This window comes from Tissierella sp. P1 (genome assembly GCF_002266425.1).
In the GTDB taxonomy this organism is placed as follows: Bacteria; Bacillota; Clostridia; order Tissierellales; family Tissierellaceae; genus Tissierella; species Tissierella carlieri.
The window spans coordinates 21,214-39,683 of sequence record NZ_NPMN01000026.1; the positions used below are offsets into that span (position 1 = coordinate 21,214).

At 32.6% G+C, this 18,470-nt stretch carries 16 protein-coding genes; 14 read left to right on the top strand and 2 right to left on the bottom strand.

What is annotated here, in order from left to right:
- Positions 1-8: 8 nt before the first annotated feature.
- From CIW83_RS16570 to CIW83_RS16595, 7 genes are read left to right on the top strand one after another with little or no spacing between them, the layout of a single operon-like run.
- Positions 9-1,319 (top strand): amidohydrolase family protein, encoded by a 1,311-nt coding sequence (locus CIW83_RS16570; protein ID WP_094903211.1) that lies wholly within the window; start codon positions 9-11, stop codon positions 1,317-1,319.
- A 29-nt stretch (positions 1,320-1,348) separates the two neighbouring features.
- Entirely contained in the window at positions 1,349-2,431 is a 1,083-nt protein-coding gene (locus tag CIW83_RS16575; protein WP_094903213.1) for a 4Fe-4S binding protein, read from the top strand.
- Between the two features lie 18 nt (positions 2,432-2,449).
- Entirely contained in the window at positions 2,450-4,030 is a 1,581-nt protein-coding gene (locus CIW83_RS16580) for an amidohydrolase family protein (RefSeq protein ID WP_094903215.1), read from the top strand.
- 4 nt (positions 4,031-4,034) lie between these two features.
- The gene (locus tag CIW83_RS23220) at positions 4,035-4,916 is read left to right on the top strand and encodes an amidohydrolase family protein (RefSeq protein WP_201259970.1); all 882 of its coding nucleotides are present in this window, start codon (positions 4,035-4,037) and stop codon (positions 4,914-4,916) included.
- Entirely contained in the window at positions 4,892-5,428 is a 537-nt protein-coding gene (locus CIW83_RS23225) for an amidohydrolase family protein (RefSeq protein WP_201259971.1), read from the top strand. Before CIW83_RS23220 ends, CIW83_RS23225 begins: the two co-directional genes overlap by 25 nt.
- Before the next feature lie 29 nt (positions 5,429-5,457).
- The gene (gene yqeB / locus CIW83_RS16590) at positions 5,458-6,339 is read left to right on the top strand and encodes a selenium-dependent molybdenum cofactor biosynthesis protein YqeB (RefSeq protein ID WP_094903218.1); all 882 of its coding nucleotides are present in this window, start codon (positions 5,458-5,460) and stop codon (positions 6,337-6,339) included.
- Positions 6,260-7,063, top strand: a complete 804-nt coding sequence (locus tag CIW83_RS16595) for an XdhC family protein (protein ID WP_094903220.1) — start codon at positions 6,260-6,262, stop codon at positions 7,061-7,063. Before yqeB ends, CIW83_RS16595 begins: the two co-directional genes overlap by 80 nt.
- Positions 7,064-7,105: 42 nt before the next feature.
- On the opposite strand, the gene murF is transcribed toward CIW83_RS16595, so the two are convergent.
- Both murF and CIW83_RS16605 read right to left on the bottom strand, forming a co-directional pair.
- Positions 7,106-8,482 carry a UDP-N-acetylmuramoyl-tripeptide--D-alanyl-D-alanine ligase gene (gene murF, locus CIW83_RS16600; RefSeq protein ID WP_094903222.1) on the bottom strand — a complete coding sequence of 459 codons (1,377 nt, stop codon included), beginning with the start codon at positions 8,480-8,482 and terminating at the stop codon, positions 7,106-7,108.
- A gap of 5 nt (positions 8,483-8,487) precedes the next feature.
- Positions 8,488-9,561, bottom strand: coding sequence for a D-alanine--D-alanine ligase (locus tag CIW83_RS16605; RefSeq protein ID WP_094903224.1), 1,074 nt, complete (start codon positions 9,559-9,561; stop codon positions 8,488-8,490).
- Between the two features lie 275 nt (positions 9,562-9,836).
- Between CIW83_RS16605 and CIW83_RS16610 the strand changes: the two genes are divergently transcribed.
- From CIW83_RS16610 to CIW83_RS16635, 7 genes are all read left to right on the top strand, one after another.
- Entirely contained in the window at positions 9,837-11,231 is a 1,395-nt protein-coding gene (locus CIW83_RS16610; RefSeq protein ID WP_094903226.1) for a sigma-54-dependent Fis family transcriptional regulator, read from the top strand.
- 192 nt (positions 11,232-11,423) lie between these two features.
- On the top strand, positions 11,424-13,502 hold the full coding sequence (locus tag CIW83_RS16615; RefSeq protein WP_094903228.1) for a methyl-accepting chemotaxis protein: 2,079 nt from the start codon (positions 11,424-11,426) through the stop codon (positions 13,500-13,502).
- Between the two features lie 309 nt (positions 13,503-13,811).
- Complete coding sequence (locus tag CIW83_RS16620) at positions 13,812-15,050, top strand: M20 family metallo-hydrolase (protein ID WP_094903230.1); 1,239 nt, start codon at positions 13,812-13,814, stop codon at positions 15,048-15,050.
- A 77-nt stretch (positions 15,051-15,127) separates the two neighbouring features.
- Complete coding sequence (locus CIW83_RS16625) at positions 15,128-15,613, top strand: DUF1097 domain-containing protein (protein ID WP_094903232.1); 486 nt, start codon at positions 15,128-15,130, stop codon at positions 15,611-15,613.
- 85 nt (positions 15,614-15,698) lie between these two features.
- Positions 15,699-16,235, top strand: a complete 537-nt coding sequence (locus CIW83_RS23910; protein WP_235601384.1) for a hypothetical protein — start codon at positions 15,699-15,701, stop codon at positions 16,233-16,235.
- Positions 16,202-17,098: an amidohydrolase family protein gene (locus tag CIW83_RS23915; protein ID WP_235601387.1), complete on the top strand. Its 897-nt coding sequence runs from the start codon at positions 16,202-16,204 to the stop codon at positions 17,096-17,098. Before CIW83_RS23910 ends, CIW83_RS23915 begins: the two co-directional genes overlap by 34 nt.
- A 191-nt stretch (positions 17,099-17,289) precedes the next feature.
- Positions 17,290-18,438 (top strand): double-cubane-cluster-containing anaerobic reductase, encoded by a 1,149-nt coding sequence (locus CIW83_RS16635; RefSeq protein ID WP_094903234.1) that lies wholly within the window; start codon positions 17,290-17,292, stop codon positions 18,436-18,438.
- Positions 18,439-18,470: the final 32 nt, after the last annotated feature.

Sequence of the window (18,470 nt, forward strand, 5' to 3'; positions counted from 1 at the left end):
GGATATTAATGTTAATTATAAAGGGAAAATATTTAATATCTTCATCAGAAGATATATATATAGATCATTCCTTAGTAGTAGAAGGAGAAAATGTAATAGATATATTATCAAATAGTGAAGCTGAAAAAAAGTATCCTAATGTAAAGGTAGTAGATAAATCTGATTCAATTATAATGCCAGGATTTATAAATGCTCATATGCATCAATATGGTATTCTTTCAAGGGGCATACCTGCCAATGTGGAATTTAAAGATTTTGAAGGATTTCTTTGGGATTATTGGTGGCCTTTTATAGAAAATAGAATTGGATTAAAAGAAGTAAAAGCAACTACTAAGGCTTCAGTGATGGAGCTTATAGAGTCAGGTGTCATAGGATTCTGTGATACATTAGAAGCGCCAAAGACTGAAGAGGGTACTTTAATAGAGCAAGGAAAAATTCTTGAAGAAATAGGAATGAAGGCAGTTCTTTCCTTGGAAAGCTGTGAAAGAATAAGTTATGATAACGGAATTAAATGTTTAGAAGAAAATGAATCACTAATACACTGGAGCAGAGAAAACAGTAAAAATATTAGTGGAATCATGTGTACTCATACTACCTTTACCTGTTCAGATAAATTCCTAAAATTGGCTCAGGATAAGGCAAAAGAGATAAATGTGCCATGGCAGTTTCATTTATCTGAGAGTATTTATGAAGTAAACCATTGTCTAAAGGATTATGGAAGAAGACCTGTTAATTATTTAGATGATTTAGGGTTATTAGATAATAATGTTTTAGCATCTCAATGTGTTAAGGTAAATGAAAATGAAATTAATATTTTGAAGGAAAAGGGTGTTAAGGTAGTTCATATGCCTTTAAGTAACTGTGAAGTTGGAGGTGGTTTTGCACCTATTCCAGAACTGTTAAAGGCTGGAGTAGAAGTAGCCCTTGGAACTGATGGTTATATAAATGATTTCTTTACTGTAATAAAAGCAGCGTTTTTATTACACAAGGCTAGTAAGGAGGACGCATCTGTTATGCCAGCTAGTACAGTATTTAGAATGGCTACTGAATATGGAGCTAAGGCATTGGGATGGAATGATACTGGAAGATTAATGGTAGGTAATAGAGCAGACTTTATAATCATGGAGGATGAATTCAAAACCCCTGTTACCTTAGACAATATATTTGACCAAATAGTAGTTCATGGACAAAAGGAATTTATTCATAGTGTTTATATAAATGGAAAATCCGTATTAGAAGATGGAAAGTTAAAGGTCATAAACAAGGAAGAAGTTTCTAGGGAGATGAGAGCTGTAGCGGAAGAATTTTGGAAATTTTAAAGACCACTTAAATATTAGGAGGAAAATATATGTATAATTTGCTAGGAGTTCAACTAAAATCACCGATTATCATAGGCTCAGGCCCTTTATCATATAGTGCGGAAGGTATGAGAATATTATCTGATGCAGGAGCGGGTGCAGTGGTTACAAAGACCATTAGAAAAGAAAGGGCAATAAATCCAGCTCCTCACATGGTAAGAAGCACAAATAATTCTCTTATAAATAATGAAAAATGGACTGATTTTGAGCCGGAAAGATGGATAAATGAAGAACTTCCAAAGTTAAAGAAAATGGGAGTTATAACCATAGCATCTGTTGGCCATACATTGGAGGAAAGCAGTGAATTAGTAGAAAAGGTAGAAAAGGCAGGAGCAGATATAATCGAATTGGTTTCCTATGACTATACTGATCTTATTCCTATGGTTAAGGATACTAAAAATAGAGTGAATATTCCAGTAATAGCAAAGCTTCCACCTATGATTGAAAACATAGGAGATTTCTGTAAAGAATTAGAAGAAGCAGGAGTAGATGCTATTACTGCATGTGACTCAGTAGGACCGGCTTTTAGAATTGATATAGAAACTGGAAGACCATTATTAGGAGGTAATGGTCTTGGATGGTTAACTGGTGAAGTTATAAAGCCAATTACTTTACACAAAATCTATGAGATTAGAAAGAAAGTAAAAGTTCCTATAATCGGTTTAGGAGGATGTATGAGTGGTGCTGATGCTATAGAAATGGTAATGGCGGGAGCTAACTTTATCGGAGTTTGTACAGCGCCTATATTAAGAGGAGAAAGCGTCATAGGGAAGATATTTAATGATTTCAAAGCCTACCTTGAAAGACTTGGATATAATTCAATAGAAGAAGCTTGTGGTGTAGTTCATCAACATATGGGTGATGTAAATGAAAGAATAAAGTTTGAATTTATGTATAATGAAGAGAAATGTACTAGATGTAGTCTTTGTGTAAAGGTATGTGCATATAAAGCAAGAACTTTAAATGAGACCATGGAATTAGATGAAGAAGAATGCAGATACTGCGGACTTTGTGTTTCTGTATGTCCTACTAAGGCTCTTGAGGTTTCAGAATTACAGAAAGCGAATAACTAATATAAAGCTGGTGAGTAAATGAAAATCTTAATTAAAAATGGATTAATAGTAGATGGGAACCTAAATAAACCATTTATTGGAGATGTTTTAATAGTAGATAATAGGATTAAAAAAGTTGGAACTATAGATGAAGAGGCTGACAAAATAATTGATGCCAAGGAGAGAGTAATCTCTCCTGGCTTCATAGATACCCATAGCCATTCAGATCTTGCTATACTTGTAAATCCATATAATGAAATAAAAATAAGACAAGGTATAACCACTGAGATATTAGGACAAGATGGACGATCAATGGCTCCCCTTCCAAAGAAATATATAAAGGAGTGGAGAAAAATCAACGCTGCTTTTAATGGAGATAGTGATGATATAGACTGGAACTATGAGACTACGGAAAACTATCTAAATATGTTGGAAGAAAAAGGCGTAGGACTAAATCAAGGTTATTTAATTCCCCACGGAAATATTAGACTTGAAGTCATGGGACTAGAAAATAAAAAGGCAGATCCTAGTGATTTAGAGAAAATGAGAGAAATTATAAGTAGAGAAATGAAAGGGGGAGCACTTGGACTCTCTACTGGTCTTATTTATTCTCCTTGTGTTTATGGTAGTACAGAAGAACTAATAGAAATATGTAAAGTAGTAGCTGAATTTGATGGAATATTTGCAGTTCATCAAAGATCAGAAGCAGATACTATTATTGAATCTATGAAAGAAGTAATAAGAATAGGGAGAGAATCAGGGGTTAAAATACATTTTTCTCATTTTAAAGTATGTGGGAAAAATAATTGGAAGTATTTAGATGAAGCATTTGGATTATTAGAAGAAGCTAAAAAGGAAGGTCTTAGGGTTTCCTTTGATCAATATCCCTATGTAGCAGGAAGTACTAGTCTAGGAGTTATACTGCCGCCTTGGGTTTACGAAGGCGGAACGGAAAAGCTATTGGAGAGATTAGAAGTCGAGGAGAATAGGAAAAGAATTATAAAAGATATAGAAACAGGAATTCCAGGATGGGATAATTTTGTTGACTTTGCAGGATTAGACCAGATATTTATTACTTCAGTGAATAAGGAAGAAAATAAGTCTTTATTAGGTAAGAATCTTATTGAATTAGGAAAGATAAAGGGTAAAGACCCTTATAATGCTACCTTTGATCTCATTTATGATGAAGGAAATTCTGTAGACATGGTTGATTTCTATGGTCTGGAAGAACATGTTGCAAAGATATTAAAAAGACCAGAGCATAATGTTTGTACTGATGGTATGCCATCTGATAATCCTCATCCAAGATTATATGGTTCTTTTCCAAGGGTATTAGGCAGATATGTAAGGGAAGAAAAGGTTCTTTCTTTAGAAGAAGCCATATATAAAATGACTAATAAGCCAGCAGAAACCATAAAAATTTCCGATAGGGGACAAATAAAGGAAGGATACTTTGCAGATATTGTAATCTTTGATTTTGAAAAAATAATAGATAAGGGAACTTATACAGAGCCAAAGCAATATTCAGAAGGTATAGACTACGTTATAATCAATGGCAATATAGTTATAGAGGAAGGGAAGTATAATAGGATTTTAGCTGGAAGTATATTAAGGGGTTGAAGTTATGGGAATTGTAATAACTAATGGAAAAATAGTGAGCTCAGAGGGGATATTAGAAAAAGATGTTCGTATAGTCAAGGAAAAAATAGTAGAAATAGGATTAAATATAGCTAAGGATGAAGATGAAATAATTGATGCTAAAGGATATTATATAATGCCTGGGGCTATAGATGTTCATACTCATTTTGATTGTGAAGCAGGAGGAATAGTTGCAGATGATTTTAGAACTGGAACTAAGGCAGCTATTATGGGCGGAACTACTACTATTATAGATTTTGCTGAACAAATTAAAGGCGGTACTTTAAGACATGCTTTAGATACTTGGAATGAAAAAGCGAGAAATAAGACCTATACAGATTACAGCTACCATATGACTATATCAGATTGGAATGATAGGACAAGCCAAGAGATGGCCGAAATGGTCAGTGAAGGCATAACCTCCTTCAAGATGTTTTTTGCATATAAAGATTTGCAAGTAGACGATGGTTCTATATATTTAGCATTGAAAAGAGCTAAGGAACTGGGAGTAATAATAGGATTTCATTGTGAAAATGGTGATTTAATAGAAAGGCTTAGAGAAGAAGCCATACTCGAAGAAAATATAGAGCCAATTTATCATATGCTGACAAGACCTCCATCTCTTGAAAAAGAAGCCGTATCAAGATTGATTACTATAGCGGAAATAATAGATATACCTGTCTATATAGTCCATTTAAGTTCTAAAGAAGGCTATGATGAAATAAAGAGGGGGAGAGATAGGGGGAATAAGATAATAGCTGAGACTTGTACTCAGTATCTTCTATTAAATAAGGACTGTTATATACTAAAGGGGAGGATAAGTTTGAAGGAGCAAAATATGTATTGTCTCCTCCTCTTAGAGATATAGAAAGCAGCAAAACATTATGGAATGGATTAAGAGAGGGAGAAATCCAAATAGTGGCAACGGATCATTGTGCCTTTAACTATAAGGGACAAAAAGAATTAGGATTAGAGGACTTTACTAAGATTCCAAACGGAGGTCCCGGTGTAGAGAATAGATTTAAACTTATATACACCTATGGAGTGAAGGAAAATAGAATAGGAATGGAAAAGTTAGTTGAAATTATTTCCGAAAATCCTGCAAGGGTATTTGGATTATATCCTAAGAAGGGAATTATAAAAGAGGGAAGTGATGCTGATATTGTAATATTTAATCCAGAACATGTTTCCCTAATAGAAGCAGAAAATCAAGTTCAAAATGTTGATTATAATTTATATGAGGGCTTCACCCAATATGGAAAATTCGAATATATTTTTTTAAGAGGAAAAATGTTGGTAAGGGATGAGAAACTCATAGTATCTAAACCAATTGGTAAATATCAGAGAAGAAATAGGTTCTGCTTGAATAGCAGATGGTAGCATACTTAGAATATTAGAAGGTGATTGATATGAAAAATCTAATAGTCATAAGAGGTGGCGGAGATTTAGCTACAGGAATAGCCCATAGATTATTTAGAGTAGGCTATAAAGTTGTAATTATAGAAGTAGAGCAACCTTTGGCAATTAGGAGAACCGTTGCATTTTGTGAAGCTGTATATAGCGGAGAAATAATAGTCGAAGGAGTTAAAGCCGTTTTTTCTAGATGTATAGATGATATTAAGCAAGTTCTTAGGGATGGTAATATTCCAGTATATATAGATAAAGAAGGAGATGTAATAGGAGAGTTAAAGCCTTTGGCTGTAGTTGATGCTATTATAGCTAAGAAAAATCTTGGAACTAAGATGGATATGGCACCTATAACCATTGGAGTAGGTCCGGGATTTGAGGCAGGTGTAGATGTGAATTTAGTGATTGAAAGCAACAGAGGACATAATTTAGGCAGGGTTATATATAGTGGAAGTGCAGAAAAAAATACAGGTATTCCGGGAGAAACAATGGGGTATAGGGAAGAAAGGATAATTAGAGCATCAGATAATGGAATAATAAGGTCTTTTTTTAACATTGGAGATATGGTAAGAGATGGAGATGTAGTTTGTAGAGTAGGAAATATAGATGTAAAGGCTCAGATATCAGGTATACTTAGAGGAATGATAAAAGAGGGAATGTCTGTTTATAAGGGATTGAAGATAGGGGATATTGATCCTAGAGGGATAAGAGATTATGCTTTTACTATTTCTGATAAGGCTAGAGCTATTGGTGGTGGAGTTTTAGAAGGAATACAATATTTACAGATGGAAAGGAGGGCTAATTATGGCAGATTTATCTGTAATGAGAAAAGCCTTAGTGGATATAGAGAATGGAGAAGAGTTAGCTATAGCCACCATTACTAGGGCTGAAGGGTCTGCACCTAGAAGGGAAGGAGCTATAATGGCCGTTTTAGAGGATGGCAGTATCCATGGAACCATTGGTGGAGGAGCTCTAGAAAAAAGAGTTATAGAATTATCCCTTGAAGCTATAAAAGAAGGAACTAGCTATAGTATAAATCTTCCTTTGCATACAGAAGGTTTAAATATGATATGCGGAGGAGAAGTGGATATTTTTATAGATGTCTATAAAAGAAAACCAAAACTTTTAATAGTCGGAGGAGGTCATGTAGGGTATTCTATATATCAATTTGCTGGTTTATTAAACTTCGATATAGTAATTTTTGAAGACCGAGAAGAATTTTTATCGGCAGAAAGATTTTCATTGGCTCATGAATTGGTTTTGGGTAATATAAAGGAGAAATTACAGCAATATCCTATAGATAGAGATACTTACATAGTAATAGTTACAAGGGGTCATGCTTATGATGAGGAAGCTTTAGAGGCTGTAGTCAATAGTGATGCTAGATATATTGGTGCTATGGGTTCTAAGAAAAAAGTAATGACCATGATAAGAAATTTGAAGGAAAAGGGAATATCTGAAGAAAACTTAAATAGAGTATATGCTCCTATAGGTATTAAAATATCTGATGGAAGTCCAGAAGCTATAGCGTTAAGTATATTATCTGAAATTCAGCTAGTAAGAAACGATGGAGCCCTTATGCATATGAAGGATGCTTTAAAAAAATAAGATAACTTCCGCTTTTATGGGTTATATAAAAGCGGAAGTTTTTTAATTGATTAAACCCTCTACTACTTCTTCCATTGCTAAAGGTCTTGAAGCCTTTACTAGAACTAAAGCATCGGGTTTTACGATTTCTTTAACTTTTTTAATCAAATCAGATTTGCTGTCAAAAGATAGAACTCGATCTTTACCAAATCGTAGCTTTGCAGTTTCGGCAATATATTTTGCTAGGTCACCAAAGGTAAATACATAATCTATTTTATCAGAGTTGATTTTCATGCCTATATCTTTATGCATATTTATTTCATCATCTCCTATGCCTAGCATATCACCAAGAACAACTATTTTTTGGCTGTATCCCAACATAGAATACATAGTATCCAATGCTGCCAAAACAGAGGAAGGATTAGATTTATAAGAATCATTAAGAATAGTAAACCCGTTTCCTTTAATTAATTCATTTCTCATTCCAGTTTTTTCTACATTAAGAAGGCCTTTCTCAATGTTTTCATAAGATACACCAAAATATCTAGCTACTGCAATGGCTGCGGTGGCGTTAAGTACCTGATGTTCTCCTAACATAGGTAAAAAGAATTGTGGTGAAGAAGGTTCCTTTAAGAAGAAAGAATCTCCAGTTTCATTTACAAAGACTATTTCAGGCTGATAATTATTATAATCCTTAGTTCCATAAGTCATAACTTGATAATTCATTGAAATATGTTCTACTTCATTTCTCAGCAAGGAGTCATCTCCATAATAAAGGAATAGATCATTAGGCTTTAAGCCCTTCAATATTTCTAGTTTTGCCTTTGCAATATTTTCTTTAGTTTTTAAACCTTCTAAGTGAGCCTCACCTATGTTGGTAATTACAGCAGCGTCTGGTTTGGCAATAGAAGTCAATAGCTCAATTTGTCCAAAATTATCCATACCCATTTCAAGTACAGCCATTTCTGTATCCTCATCCATGGAAAGAATAGTTAAAGGCAATCCAATATAATTATTAAAATTACCTAAGGTTTTATGGGTTTTATACTGAGTTTTTAAAAGACTTGCTAATATATCTTTGGTCGAAGTTTTGCCATTACTTCCTGTAATACCTATTACCTTTGTATTTAGCTCTTCCCGATAGGATCTGGCTAATTGTTGTAGGGCTGATACTGTATCTTCTACTATTATAAAGGGAAAATCAAGGTTAGGCTTTGGCTCATTATGGTTCCATAGACTGGCAGCTGCCCCTTTACCTATTGCCATGGTAATAAAATCATGGCCATTAAAATTTTCTCCTACTAGTGGAATAAACAATTGACCAGCATTTACGTTTCTGGAATCTGTAGAAACACCTTGTATCATAAGAGCTTCATATTGTTCTTGTAATCCTGAACCACCACACATTTTTTGAACTTCTTTTAAATTTCTTGTTATCAAAATTTTCACCTCGTATTTACTATAACTTTCTTTTCATTATATCTCTCTAAGGCTAACTGAATTAACCTTTCTATCAATTCAGCATAGGTGGTACCATCAGTGGCTCCCCATAAAACGGGAGTCATACTTACAGCTGTAAAACCAGGCATAGTATTTACTTCATTAACAAATATCTCATTTTCATCTGTAACAAATATATCTACTCTAGCGAGACCATGACAATTAAGTATTTTAAAGGCCTTTACAGCAGTTTCACGTACTTTGTCACTGATCTCTGGCTCTAATCTTGCCGGTATTACAGGTATTAATTTACCATCTATATATTTAGCATTATAGTCAAAAAATGGTCTTTCCATAATAAATTCTCCAGGAACAGAAGCTTTTGGATGATTATTACCAATTACTGAAATTTGCATCTCTCTAGCCACTATTTCTTTTTCAATAATTATTTTTCGATCATAAAGGAAGGCTTCCTTGAAAGAGGACTTTAGTTCTTCTCGGTTTTCAGCTCTACTGATACCAACACTAGAACCTCCGTTAGAAGGTTTTACATAACATGGATAACCTATTTCATTTTCAACTAGGTTGTAAGCATCTTCTTCGTTTTCTTGCCAACTATATAGCCTAAATGAAAGATACTTAACCTGCGGAATATTATATTTTGAAAATAAATCCTTAGTCATTACTTTGTCCATTGCTACAGCAGATGATAAAACTTCATTTCCTAGATAAGGGATATCAAGTAATTCTAAAAAGCCTTGAATAGTTCCATCTTCGCCATTAGGTCCATGAAGGGCAGGGATAACCAAATTCTTTTCATTATTATTAAGAACTTTAGTCAGAAATTCCCCTATTGAAAAAGATACTGTAGAAGAGGTTGCACGCCTTAATTCATCGGGAGCATTAATTTTTTCTTCTAATAAACCTAAATTGCACCATACACCTTCATTAGTAATATAAATTGGATAAACATTATATTTTTCTCTATCTATTGCATTCATTATTGCTGAAGCGCTTCTTAAAGATATATCATGTTCAACTGATTTTCCACCACATAATACATAAATATTTGTTTTCATACTAGACCTCCTATTTGAGACATTAGTTTACTAAATAGATTATATCATAATATCCTTTTAAATAATTTAATTTTATCTTACAATTCAATTACAATTATATTAGTACTATAATTACTTAAATATATAGAAAATAAGTCTAAATTATTCATAGGAGAGTATATAATATTCTAATATTGGGATAAAGTAGTAACTCGATATTTATTTTTACTTATAGTATAATGATTGTTATAGAAATAACTTATATTTGCTAGACATTTTAGATGGGAGCGATATTAATGTATAGTGAGGATATATTGGATTATTATAAGCAAGCCTATGAGGAATTAAAATTAATATTGGATGTGAGTTTCGATCAAATAACTATAGCAGATGGAAATGGTGTATTTACAAAGGTCAGTAAATCCTGCGAACCATATTTTGGAGTTTCAGAAAATGGACTAATTGGATGTAATGCCTTTGAATTAGAAAAAAACGGAGTATTTGATACTTCAGTTACAGCAGAAGTTATAAGAAAAGGTGAAAAAGCAACATTGATACAGAAAACAGGTGCCAATAGGACGTTAATGGTAACTGGAATACCAATGTTTGACGAAGAAGGAAAAATAACTAAAATAATAAATATCTCAAGGGATATAACCGAAAATCAAATGCTGGGTCAGGAGCTTAAGGATATACAAAGTCAATTACAATGGTTTCAAAAGGAGTTAAATAAAAGGCAAGCTATATATGATTCGAAGGTAAATTATAAAAGTGTGTCAATGAATAAAATAATGGAATTAATTCTTCATATATGTGATTTAGATGCAACAGTGCTGTTATTAGGAGAAACAGGAGTAGGTAAAGGATATATTGCTAAAGTTATACATGAAAGTAGCATTAGAAAAAATGAGCCTTTTGTTCCTATAAACTGTGGTGCAATACCAGAAAATCTTTTGGAATCAGAATTATTTGGTTATGAAAGCGGAGCTTTTACTGGAGCTACAAAAGGAGGCAAAAAAGGATTATTTGAAATTGCAGGGAAGGGTACCATATTTTTAGATGAAATAGGTGATATGCCTATGAATCTTCAAGTGAAACTACTTCATGTTTTAGATGATAAAAAGGTACTCCGATTAGGAGGAGAAAAGCCTATAAAAGTTGAGGGCAGGCTAATTGCTGCTACTAATAAAGATTTAAAAAAGCTTATTCAAGAAGGTAAATTTAGAGAAGATTTATATTATAGGTTAAATGTGGTTCCTATAAATATACCATCCTTAAGAGAACGAAAAGAAGATGTACCATCCTTAGTAAAAATGTTTCTTGATAACTATAACAATGAACATGGGACTCATAAGACTATATCAGAGGGAGGTTATAATATATTAATAGATTATAATTATCCGGGGAATATTAGGGAGCTAGAAAATATAATTGAAAGACTTGTAATAACTACTCTGGGTGACATAGTTGAAGATATACAAGTGGCAGAAATAATAGAACCAACAAAAGAAATAAATTATAATAGTGATGAAATAGTTCCTCTCAAACAGTCTGTAGAGGAGCTAGAACGGAGAATATTAATCTCAGCTTTTGAAAAATACAAAACCACTAGAAAGGTTGCTGAAGCTTTAGACATAAATCAATCTACTGTGGTGAAAAAGGCAAAAAGATTAAAAATAAAATATTGCTGATGAAATATTTCTGAGGATTTGATGATAATTATCATCAAATCCTTTTTTAATTGAAACTATTAATGGAGATAACTTCCTAAATATGTATTTTAGCATACATATATAACTGGCATAGGTATTGCAATTGATATAGGCGAATATTAATAATATTTAGGAAAGTAACTGACAATTATTAAGAAAGAGGGGAGATAGTTGAAAAAAATCAGTACAAGAATCATACTAACAGTTCTAAGCTGTGCCATAGCAATGTCTTTAGTGGTGGGAGGTACAAGTATATTCAGAAGTATAAGGGTTATAGAGGAAAATACTAAAGAAAATCTTCTTAGTACAGCACAAATATATTCTGGATATTTTAATGAAGATTTAGTTCTATATGAAGGCACTCATAACGATTTATACCAAGTCTTAAAAGGAACCATGGATATGTCAAGGCTAGATGAAGAAGGATATCTAGTTAATTACAGTGATACCATTCTAAGTCCTATGGTTAGGGGAATAACCCAAGAGACTAGAAAATGTGCAGGGATTTACATAGCAATAGATCCTAAATATACTGGCAGGACTGAAGGATCTTGGGCGGGAATAGATGACAATGGGACATTAACACAATCTTTACCTACAGATATAGCTGGAAAGAGTCCAGATGATCCTTCGGTATCATTCTATTATAATGCCATAAGAGCAGGTAAAGGAACATGGAGTGACCCTTATTTTAATAATGCAAACTTAAATGTAATGACCTATTCAGCACCTATTATAGTTGATAAGCAAACCGTAGGGGTAATAGGGGTGGATTTACGCGTAAAGGATTTAATAAGAGAAGTTGAAGATGTAAAGTTATATGACACTGGTTATGCTTTTTTGCTTAATAAAGATTATGACTTTCTAGTTCATCCTAATTTAGATAAGAATACAAATTTAGAGACTATAGAAAATGGAAAATATGCTTATATTGTAGAAGAAATAAAGAATAAAGAAAACGGAATAATTGAAGATGAGTTTGATGGACAAACTCAAATTATAGCGTTTTCAAAACTATATGACGGCAAAGTCGTAATCTTATCCATTCCTAAAAAAGAAATACTAGCCAAGGTATATACTACTACTAATTTTATAGCCATGGTAATTATAGTAGCATCTATGATTTCAATATTCTTATCTTTTATTTTAGGAAAGAAGATATCTGATCCTATAGTATTTGCAACAGATATATTGAATAAGATATCTAAATTAGATTTAACTGACATAGAAGAAACCAAGAAAATGAAAGTTTTTCTTAATAGAAAAGATGAGGTAGGAGCAATATTTAAGGCCACTGGAGTTTTAAAAGGGGAAATGAGAAGTATTATAAAAGCAATAGAAGATACAACAACAAATATAGTTGAAAATACCAATAGCTTAACTACAGCTACTCATGAGACCACTCAGTCTGTAAATGATATATCAAAAACTGTGGAGGAACTAGCACAGGCCTCTATGGGGCAAGCAGAAGATGCAGAAACTGGTTCAGAGAAATTATATATATTAGCTAATGAAATAAAGGCAGCAGTAGAAAATGGACAAATAGTAGTAGAAAGTTCTACTAGAGCACAAGGGATAAATGAAGAAGGTTCACAGGCAATGGATAGCATGGTTGAAAAATTCAATATATCAAATAAATCTACCCAACTAGTTGCAGAGAACATCAATTCTCTATCAGAAAAATCTCAATCCATTGGAAGTATATTAAATACCATAATGAGTATTTCTGAACAAACCAACCTATTAGCTCTAAATGCTGCAATAGAAGCGGCTAGAGCAGGTGATGCAGGCAGAGGATTTGCCGTAGTTGCAGATGAAATAAGAAAATTATCAGAGCAAACAGGACATGCTACAAAGAGTATAGAAGATATATTAAATGCAATTCAATTTGAAGTTGAAACTACAAAGGTAAGTATGGATGAATCAGAAGAATCATTAAATGATGCAAACAATACTCTAGAACAAGTTAAAAAAGGTTTTGATGAAATATATAAAGCAATATTAATATCTATAGAAGCTATAAATCAGCTAGATGGAAAGCTGGAAATAATAGATAATGAGAAAGAAAATGTAATACTAACTATTCAAAGTATATCTTCTGTAACAGAAGAAACAGCAGCATCTACAGAAGAGTTATCAGCTTCAATGGAGGAACAGGCGGCAACAATGGAGACTATATTAAATAATACAGAAAAATTAGCAGGTGTAATAGAAAAACTAAATGGATTGGTTGGAAGATTTAAATTATAAGAAAAGCTTCTATTGAAGCAGAACCTCATATTTATAATAAAAGAGAGCTGAATCATAGAAATACCTATGATTCAGCTCTCTTTTGATTTATTTCATCCAAAATGAAATGGGAGGGATTTGTAAAATCAAGTTATATTTCAATAATGATGAAATATTTCAAAAGACTTGATGATTATTTTCATCAAGTTCTTTTTTTATTTAAGGTGTTGATGAGAAAAAGCCCTAAAATCCACATTTAAATATTTATTAACAATTGGCATGGGTCTTGCAATTAATATAAGCAAACATAAAAACGAAGGAGGGACAAAGTTGGAATCCTGTATTGAAAGAATAAAAAATGATATAGAAAATGTAACAAGAATTACAGCCACTCCAAATATGGGATGCACAAGATTTTCTTATAGTAAAGAAGATAGTGAAGTTAGGGAATATTTAATTAAGGAAATGAAAGACCTTGGCTTATCTATTAAAGTAGATGGTGTTGGCAACATTAGGGCTAAGTATATAGATAATAATGAAGACAAACCTTCTATAATGATGGGGTCTCATATTGATACTGTTGCCAATGGTGGAAAGTTTGACGGACTTACTGGAGTTGTAACAGCATTGGAAGTCATAAGAGTAATAAAAGAAAATAATGTAAAGATTAACAATCCAATAGAATTGATTGCCTTTGCAGAGGAAGAAGGCTCAAACTTTGGAAGCACTATGGTTGGCAGTAAGATTTTAACTGGTGCATATAAATTGGAGGATTTAAAGAAAATTAAAAATGATGATGGTATCAGTGCTTACCAAGTCATGAAGGATTTTGGATTAGATGTAGATAATGTAGAAAATGAAATATTAAAGAAAGAAGAAGTGAAAGCAATGGTTGAACTTCATGTAGAACAAGGAGGAATACTTGACTCAGAACAAATTTCTATAGGTATAGTACAGGCCATAGTAGGTATGAAAACCTATAAGGTAAAATTGAAAGGAGTTTCTAATCATGCTGGTTCTACTCCAATGTATTTAAGAAAAGATCCTATGGTAGGTGCTGCTGAAATCATTATTCATATGGAAAAGGCAGCAAAAGAAAAAGCTCTAAAGGATACAGTTGCAACTATAGGAAAAATTCATTGTCAGCCTAATGGATCAAATGTTATTCCAGGGCAAATAGAATTTAATGTAGATATTAGAGATGTAGAAACTGAAGGAATGGAAATAGTAGCTAGAGAGCTAATAAGTAAAACAAAAGAAGTAGCAGAAAAACGTGGACTTGAATATAAGGTTGACTTAATTGGTGAATCAGAATGTGTCAAACTTTCATCAAAGATTATCAATATAATCGAAGATACTGCATTAGAAAATAAATATAACTTTATAAAAATGAATAGTGGCGCAGTTCATGATTCAGCTATGTTGCCAGAAATAACAGATGTAGGTATGATATTTGTACCGAGTATTAAAGGACTTAGTCACTGTCCACAAGAACTTACTAAATTTGAAGATATTAAGTTAGGCTGTGATTTATTATTAAAAACAGTAATTAAACTAGCTAATGAGTAAATAAAAAACCTTTTAATGTATGAAAGGTGGATTATTTTAAAATATAATATCATGCATCAAAATATGTAGTAAGGGAGGTGGCTAAAATTAAGAAAAACTTAGGAATTTCTATATCAGTTGGGTTACTATCTGGAATTTGGGTTTTAATTGCTGAAAAGCTTGGAGTGCCTGCATGGCCTGGATTTATTGGTTGGTCTTTATTCTTTTTTACAGGAGGTAATCTAGAAGCTTGTAAAAAAAGTTTTCCGTGTATAGTATTAGGGCCTATTCTGGCATATTTAACTGTTTATACTCAGATGGCATTAAATACTTCAGGAATAACTTCAGCTTTAGTAGTAGTAGCTCTTGGATTTACCATGACAATCGCTCAAAGCTTTCCATTATTTGCAGTATGTTCAGTCACATTTGTAAGTTGTAATATTTACTTTGCATCAGGAAGCCTGTTTCATTCAATAGTAGTTACATCAATAGGTTTAATCATTGGTATAATATCAGTAAAATTTGGTGCCTTTCTTGATTCCATCATATTAAAGGATAAGATGTTCTTAAGAGAGAATAATTAGGATTATTTTATTTAACAGTATTATTAAACTGTTACTAAAAATAAGTGTTGTAGTGAAGTCATAAAATTAAAGGAGGAAATTAAAAATGAGTTTGTTAATTAAAAATGGTGTTATAGTTACTGCAATGGATGAGTATCAAGGTGATATTCTAGTAGATGAAGGAAAAATAATAGCAATTGGAAATAATTTAGATTCTAAGGCTGATGAAGTAATAGACGCTAAAGGAATGTATGTATTGCCAGGAGGAGTTGATCAACACGTTCATTTTTCATTTGAATTTAACGGTTCAAAGGTTAGAGGATTTGAAACTTCAAATGCAGCAGCAGTAGGTGGAACAACTACAGTAATTGAATTTGTTAATCAAATAAAAGGAAAAGGTCTAATTGATACAATAGATGAATATAGAAAAGAAAACGCTGAAGGAATAGCTATGGTAGATTATTCTTTCCATGGTATAATAACAGATCCTTCAACTGGAGTATACGATGAAATTGCGAAGCTTCCTGAAGCTGGATATCCAACAGTAAAATTATTTATGGCATACAAGGTATGTTCTTCCATTGTGATGATGATGTTATTGCTAAGTCAATGCAAAAAGCAAAGGATGCAGGAGTTACTATAATGGTACACGCAGAAAATGCTGACTTAATAGACGTTCTACAAAAAGAATGTGTTGAACAAGGAAATGTTGAACCCTACTATCATGCAGTGTCTAGACCACCAATGGTAGAAACTGAGGCAACTGAAAGAGCAATTAACATCGCTAGGCTTATGGATGCTCCTTTATATGTAGTTCATGTATCTACAAAAGGTGCAGTTGATGCAATAAAGCGTGCTCAAGATGAAGGGATTCCAGTTTACGGAGAAACATGTACTCATTATTTAACACTCGATAAAGAAAATCTTGCAAAACCTAATTTCCAAGGTGCTAAATATGTATGTTCACCTGCACTTAGAGAGCAAGATGATATAGATTACTTATGGGCTTCAATCAAAAATGGATGGTTAAATGCAATAAGTTCTGATCACTGCGGATTTAACTGGGCAGAGCAAAAACATATGGGTAAAGACGATTTTAGAAATATTCCAAATGGAGCACCAGGTCTTGAAAATAGATTAGGAGTATTGTGGACTGCTGGAGTTGAAACAGGAAAAATAACAAGATCACAATTAGTTGATTTATTTGCAACTAAACCAGCTAAAATCAATGGTCTTGGAGATAAAAAAGGACATCTTGGTATAGGATATGATGCTGATATCGTAATATATAATCCAAAGGTTAAGTCAATAATATCAAATGAAACAAGCTTACAAGGAGTTGACTACAACTCTTATGAAGGATTTGAACAAATAGGAAGACCGGAAAAGGTATTCTTAAGAGGTCAATTAGTAGTAGATGAAGGAAAATATATAGGTGAAAAAGGACAAGGAGAGTTCGTTCCAGGAAAACCATATGGTCTTTGCTATGATGGCATAAAGAAATAAACTTAATAAATTTTATATAGAATAAACCACTCCAATTTTAGTGAAAACACTGAAAATTGGAGTGGTTTTCGTTTGTTTTGACAATATCATTTATATCTATATTGAAAACTTAACTATAGAAAATCCTTATTTGATTATCTTTTATTAAATTTTATATAATGATATGAATGATTGTTAAAGGAGTGACATATATGTTAAAATTACCAGAGAATTTTGAGAGCTATGAAGAAGCTAGACGAGAAGGCTTCCTAAAAGTAAAAGCTTTAAAAGAGAGAGGAACTCCAGTTGTAGGAATTTTTTGTACATATACACCTATTGAACTTATACATGTAGCAGGGGCAGTAGCAGTGAGTTTATGCGGCACATCTGATGTACCAATACCACATGCTGAAAAACACTTGCCTAAAAATCTTTGCCCTCTTATAAAATCTAGTTATGGTTTTGCGGTATCAGAAACATGCCCATATTTTTATTTTTCAGATTTAATAGTAGGAGAAACTACTTGTGATGGTAAGAAAAAGATGTACGAATTATTAGGAGAATTAAGGCCAACTCATGTTATGCATTTACCGCAAGGACAAGATAAAGACCATGCATTTAGATATTGGAGAGAAGAACTAGTTAGACTAAAGGAAGTATTAGAAGAAAAATTTAATATAGAAATTACAGAAGAAATTTTGAGAGAAGAAATAAAGGAAAGAAATCATGAAAGAAAAGTGCTTTTGGATTTTTATGAGTTAGGTAAATTAAATCCTTCCCCAATATCAGGACGTGAAGTAAATGAAACAATGGAAGCTTTGGGCTTTCAATTCGATAGGAGATCTCAATGTAATTTTATAGAAGAAAGAACTAGAGAACTAAAGGATAAATATGAAAATGAATTAAAGGGGACTAAGACAAATAGACCAAGGATACTTATTACTGGATGTCCAGTAGGAGGAGTTAGAGAAAAGGTACTAAAGACCATAGAGGATTCAGGAGCAGATATAGTGGCTTTTGAAAATTGTAGTGGAGTTAGAGAAAAGATGGTATTAGTAAATGAAACAATAGATCCAATAGATGCCTTAACAGAAAAATATTTAAATGTTAGTTGTTCTGTTATGACGCCAAATCCAAGAAGATTTCAGGCATTGGATGAGATGATAGATGAATATGAGATAGATGGAGTAATAGAAGTGGTTCTTCAAGCTTGTCATACATTTAGTGTGGAATCTTACAATGTAAAGAGATTTGTGACAGAGAAAAAGAATAAGCCATATTTATATATTGAAACAGATTACTCAAAGCTGGACATGGGACAAATAAATACTAGAATAAATGCTTTCTTGGAGATACTGTAATTACATCACCAAAATATTGACAGAAATATCAT

What these genes read in the sequence shown, in the direction of transcription:
- CIW83_RS16570 (WP_094903211.1), top strand. Translation starts at nt 9, where the DNA reads ATGTTAATTATAAAGGGAAAATATTTAATATCTTCATCAGAAGATATA.
- CIW83_RS16575 (WP_094903213.1), top strand. Translation starts at nt 1,349, where the DNA reads ATGTATAATTTGCTAGGAGTTCAACTAAAATCACCGATTATCATAGGC.
- CIW83_RS16580 (WP_094903215.1), top strand. Translation starts at nt 2,450, where the DNA reads ATGAAAATCTTAATTAAAAATGGATTAATAGTAGATGGGAACCTAAAT.
- CIW83_RS23220 (WP_201259970.1), top strand. Translation starts at nt 4,035, where the DNA reads ATGGGAATTGTAATAACTAATGGAAAAATAGTGAGCTCAGAGGGGATA.
- yqeB (WP_094903218.1), top strand. Translation starts at nt 5,458, where the DNA reads ATGAAAAATCTAATAGTCATAAGAGGTGGCGGAGATTTAGCTACAGGA.
- CIW83_RS16595 (WP_094903220.1), top strand. Translation starts at nt 6,260, where the DNA reads ATGGCAGATTTATCTGTAATGAGAAAAGCCTTAGTGGATATAGAGAAT.
- CIW83_RS16605 (WP_094903224.1), bottom strand. Translation starts at nt 9,561, where the DNA reads ATGAAAACAAATATTTATGTATTATGTGGTGGAAAATCAGTTGAACAT.
- CIW83_RS16610 (WP_094903226.1), top strand. Translation starts at nt 9,837, where the DNA reads ATGTATAGTGAGGATATATTGGATTATTATAAGCAAGCCTATGAGGAA.
- CIW83_RS23910 (WP_235601384.1), top strand. Translation starts at nt 15,699, where the DNA reads ATGAGTTTGTTAATTAAAAATGGTGTTATAGTTACTGCAATGGATGAG.
- CIW83_RS23915 (WP_235601387.1), top strand. Translation starts at nt 16,202, where the DNA reads ATGCAAAAAGCAAAGGATGCAGGAGTTACTATAATGGTACACGCAGAA.
- CIW83_RS16635 (WP_094903234.1), top strand. Translation starts at nt 17,290, where the DNA reads ATGTTAAAATTACCAGAGAATTTTGAGAGCTATGAAGAAGCTAGACGA.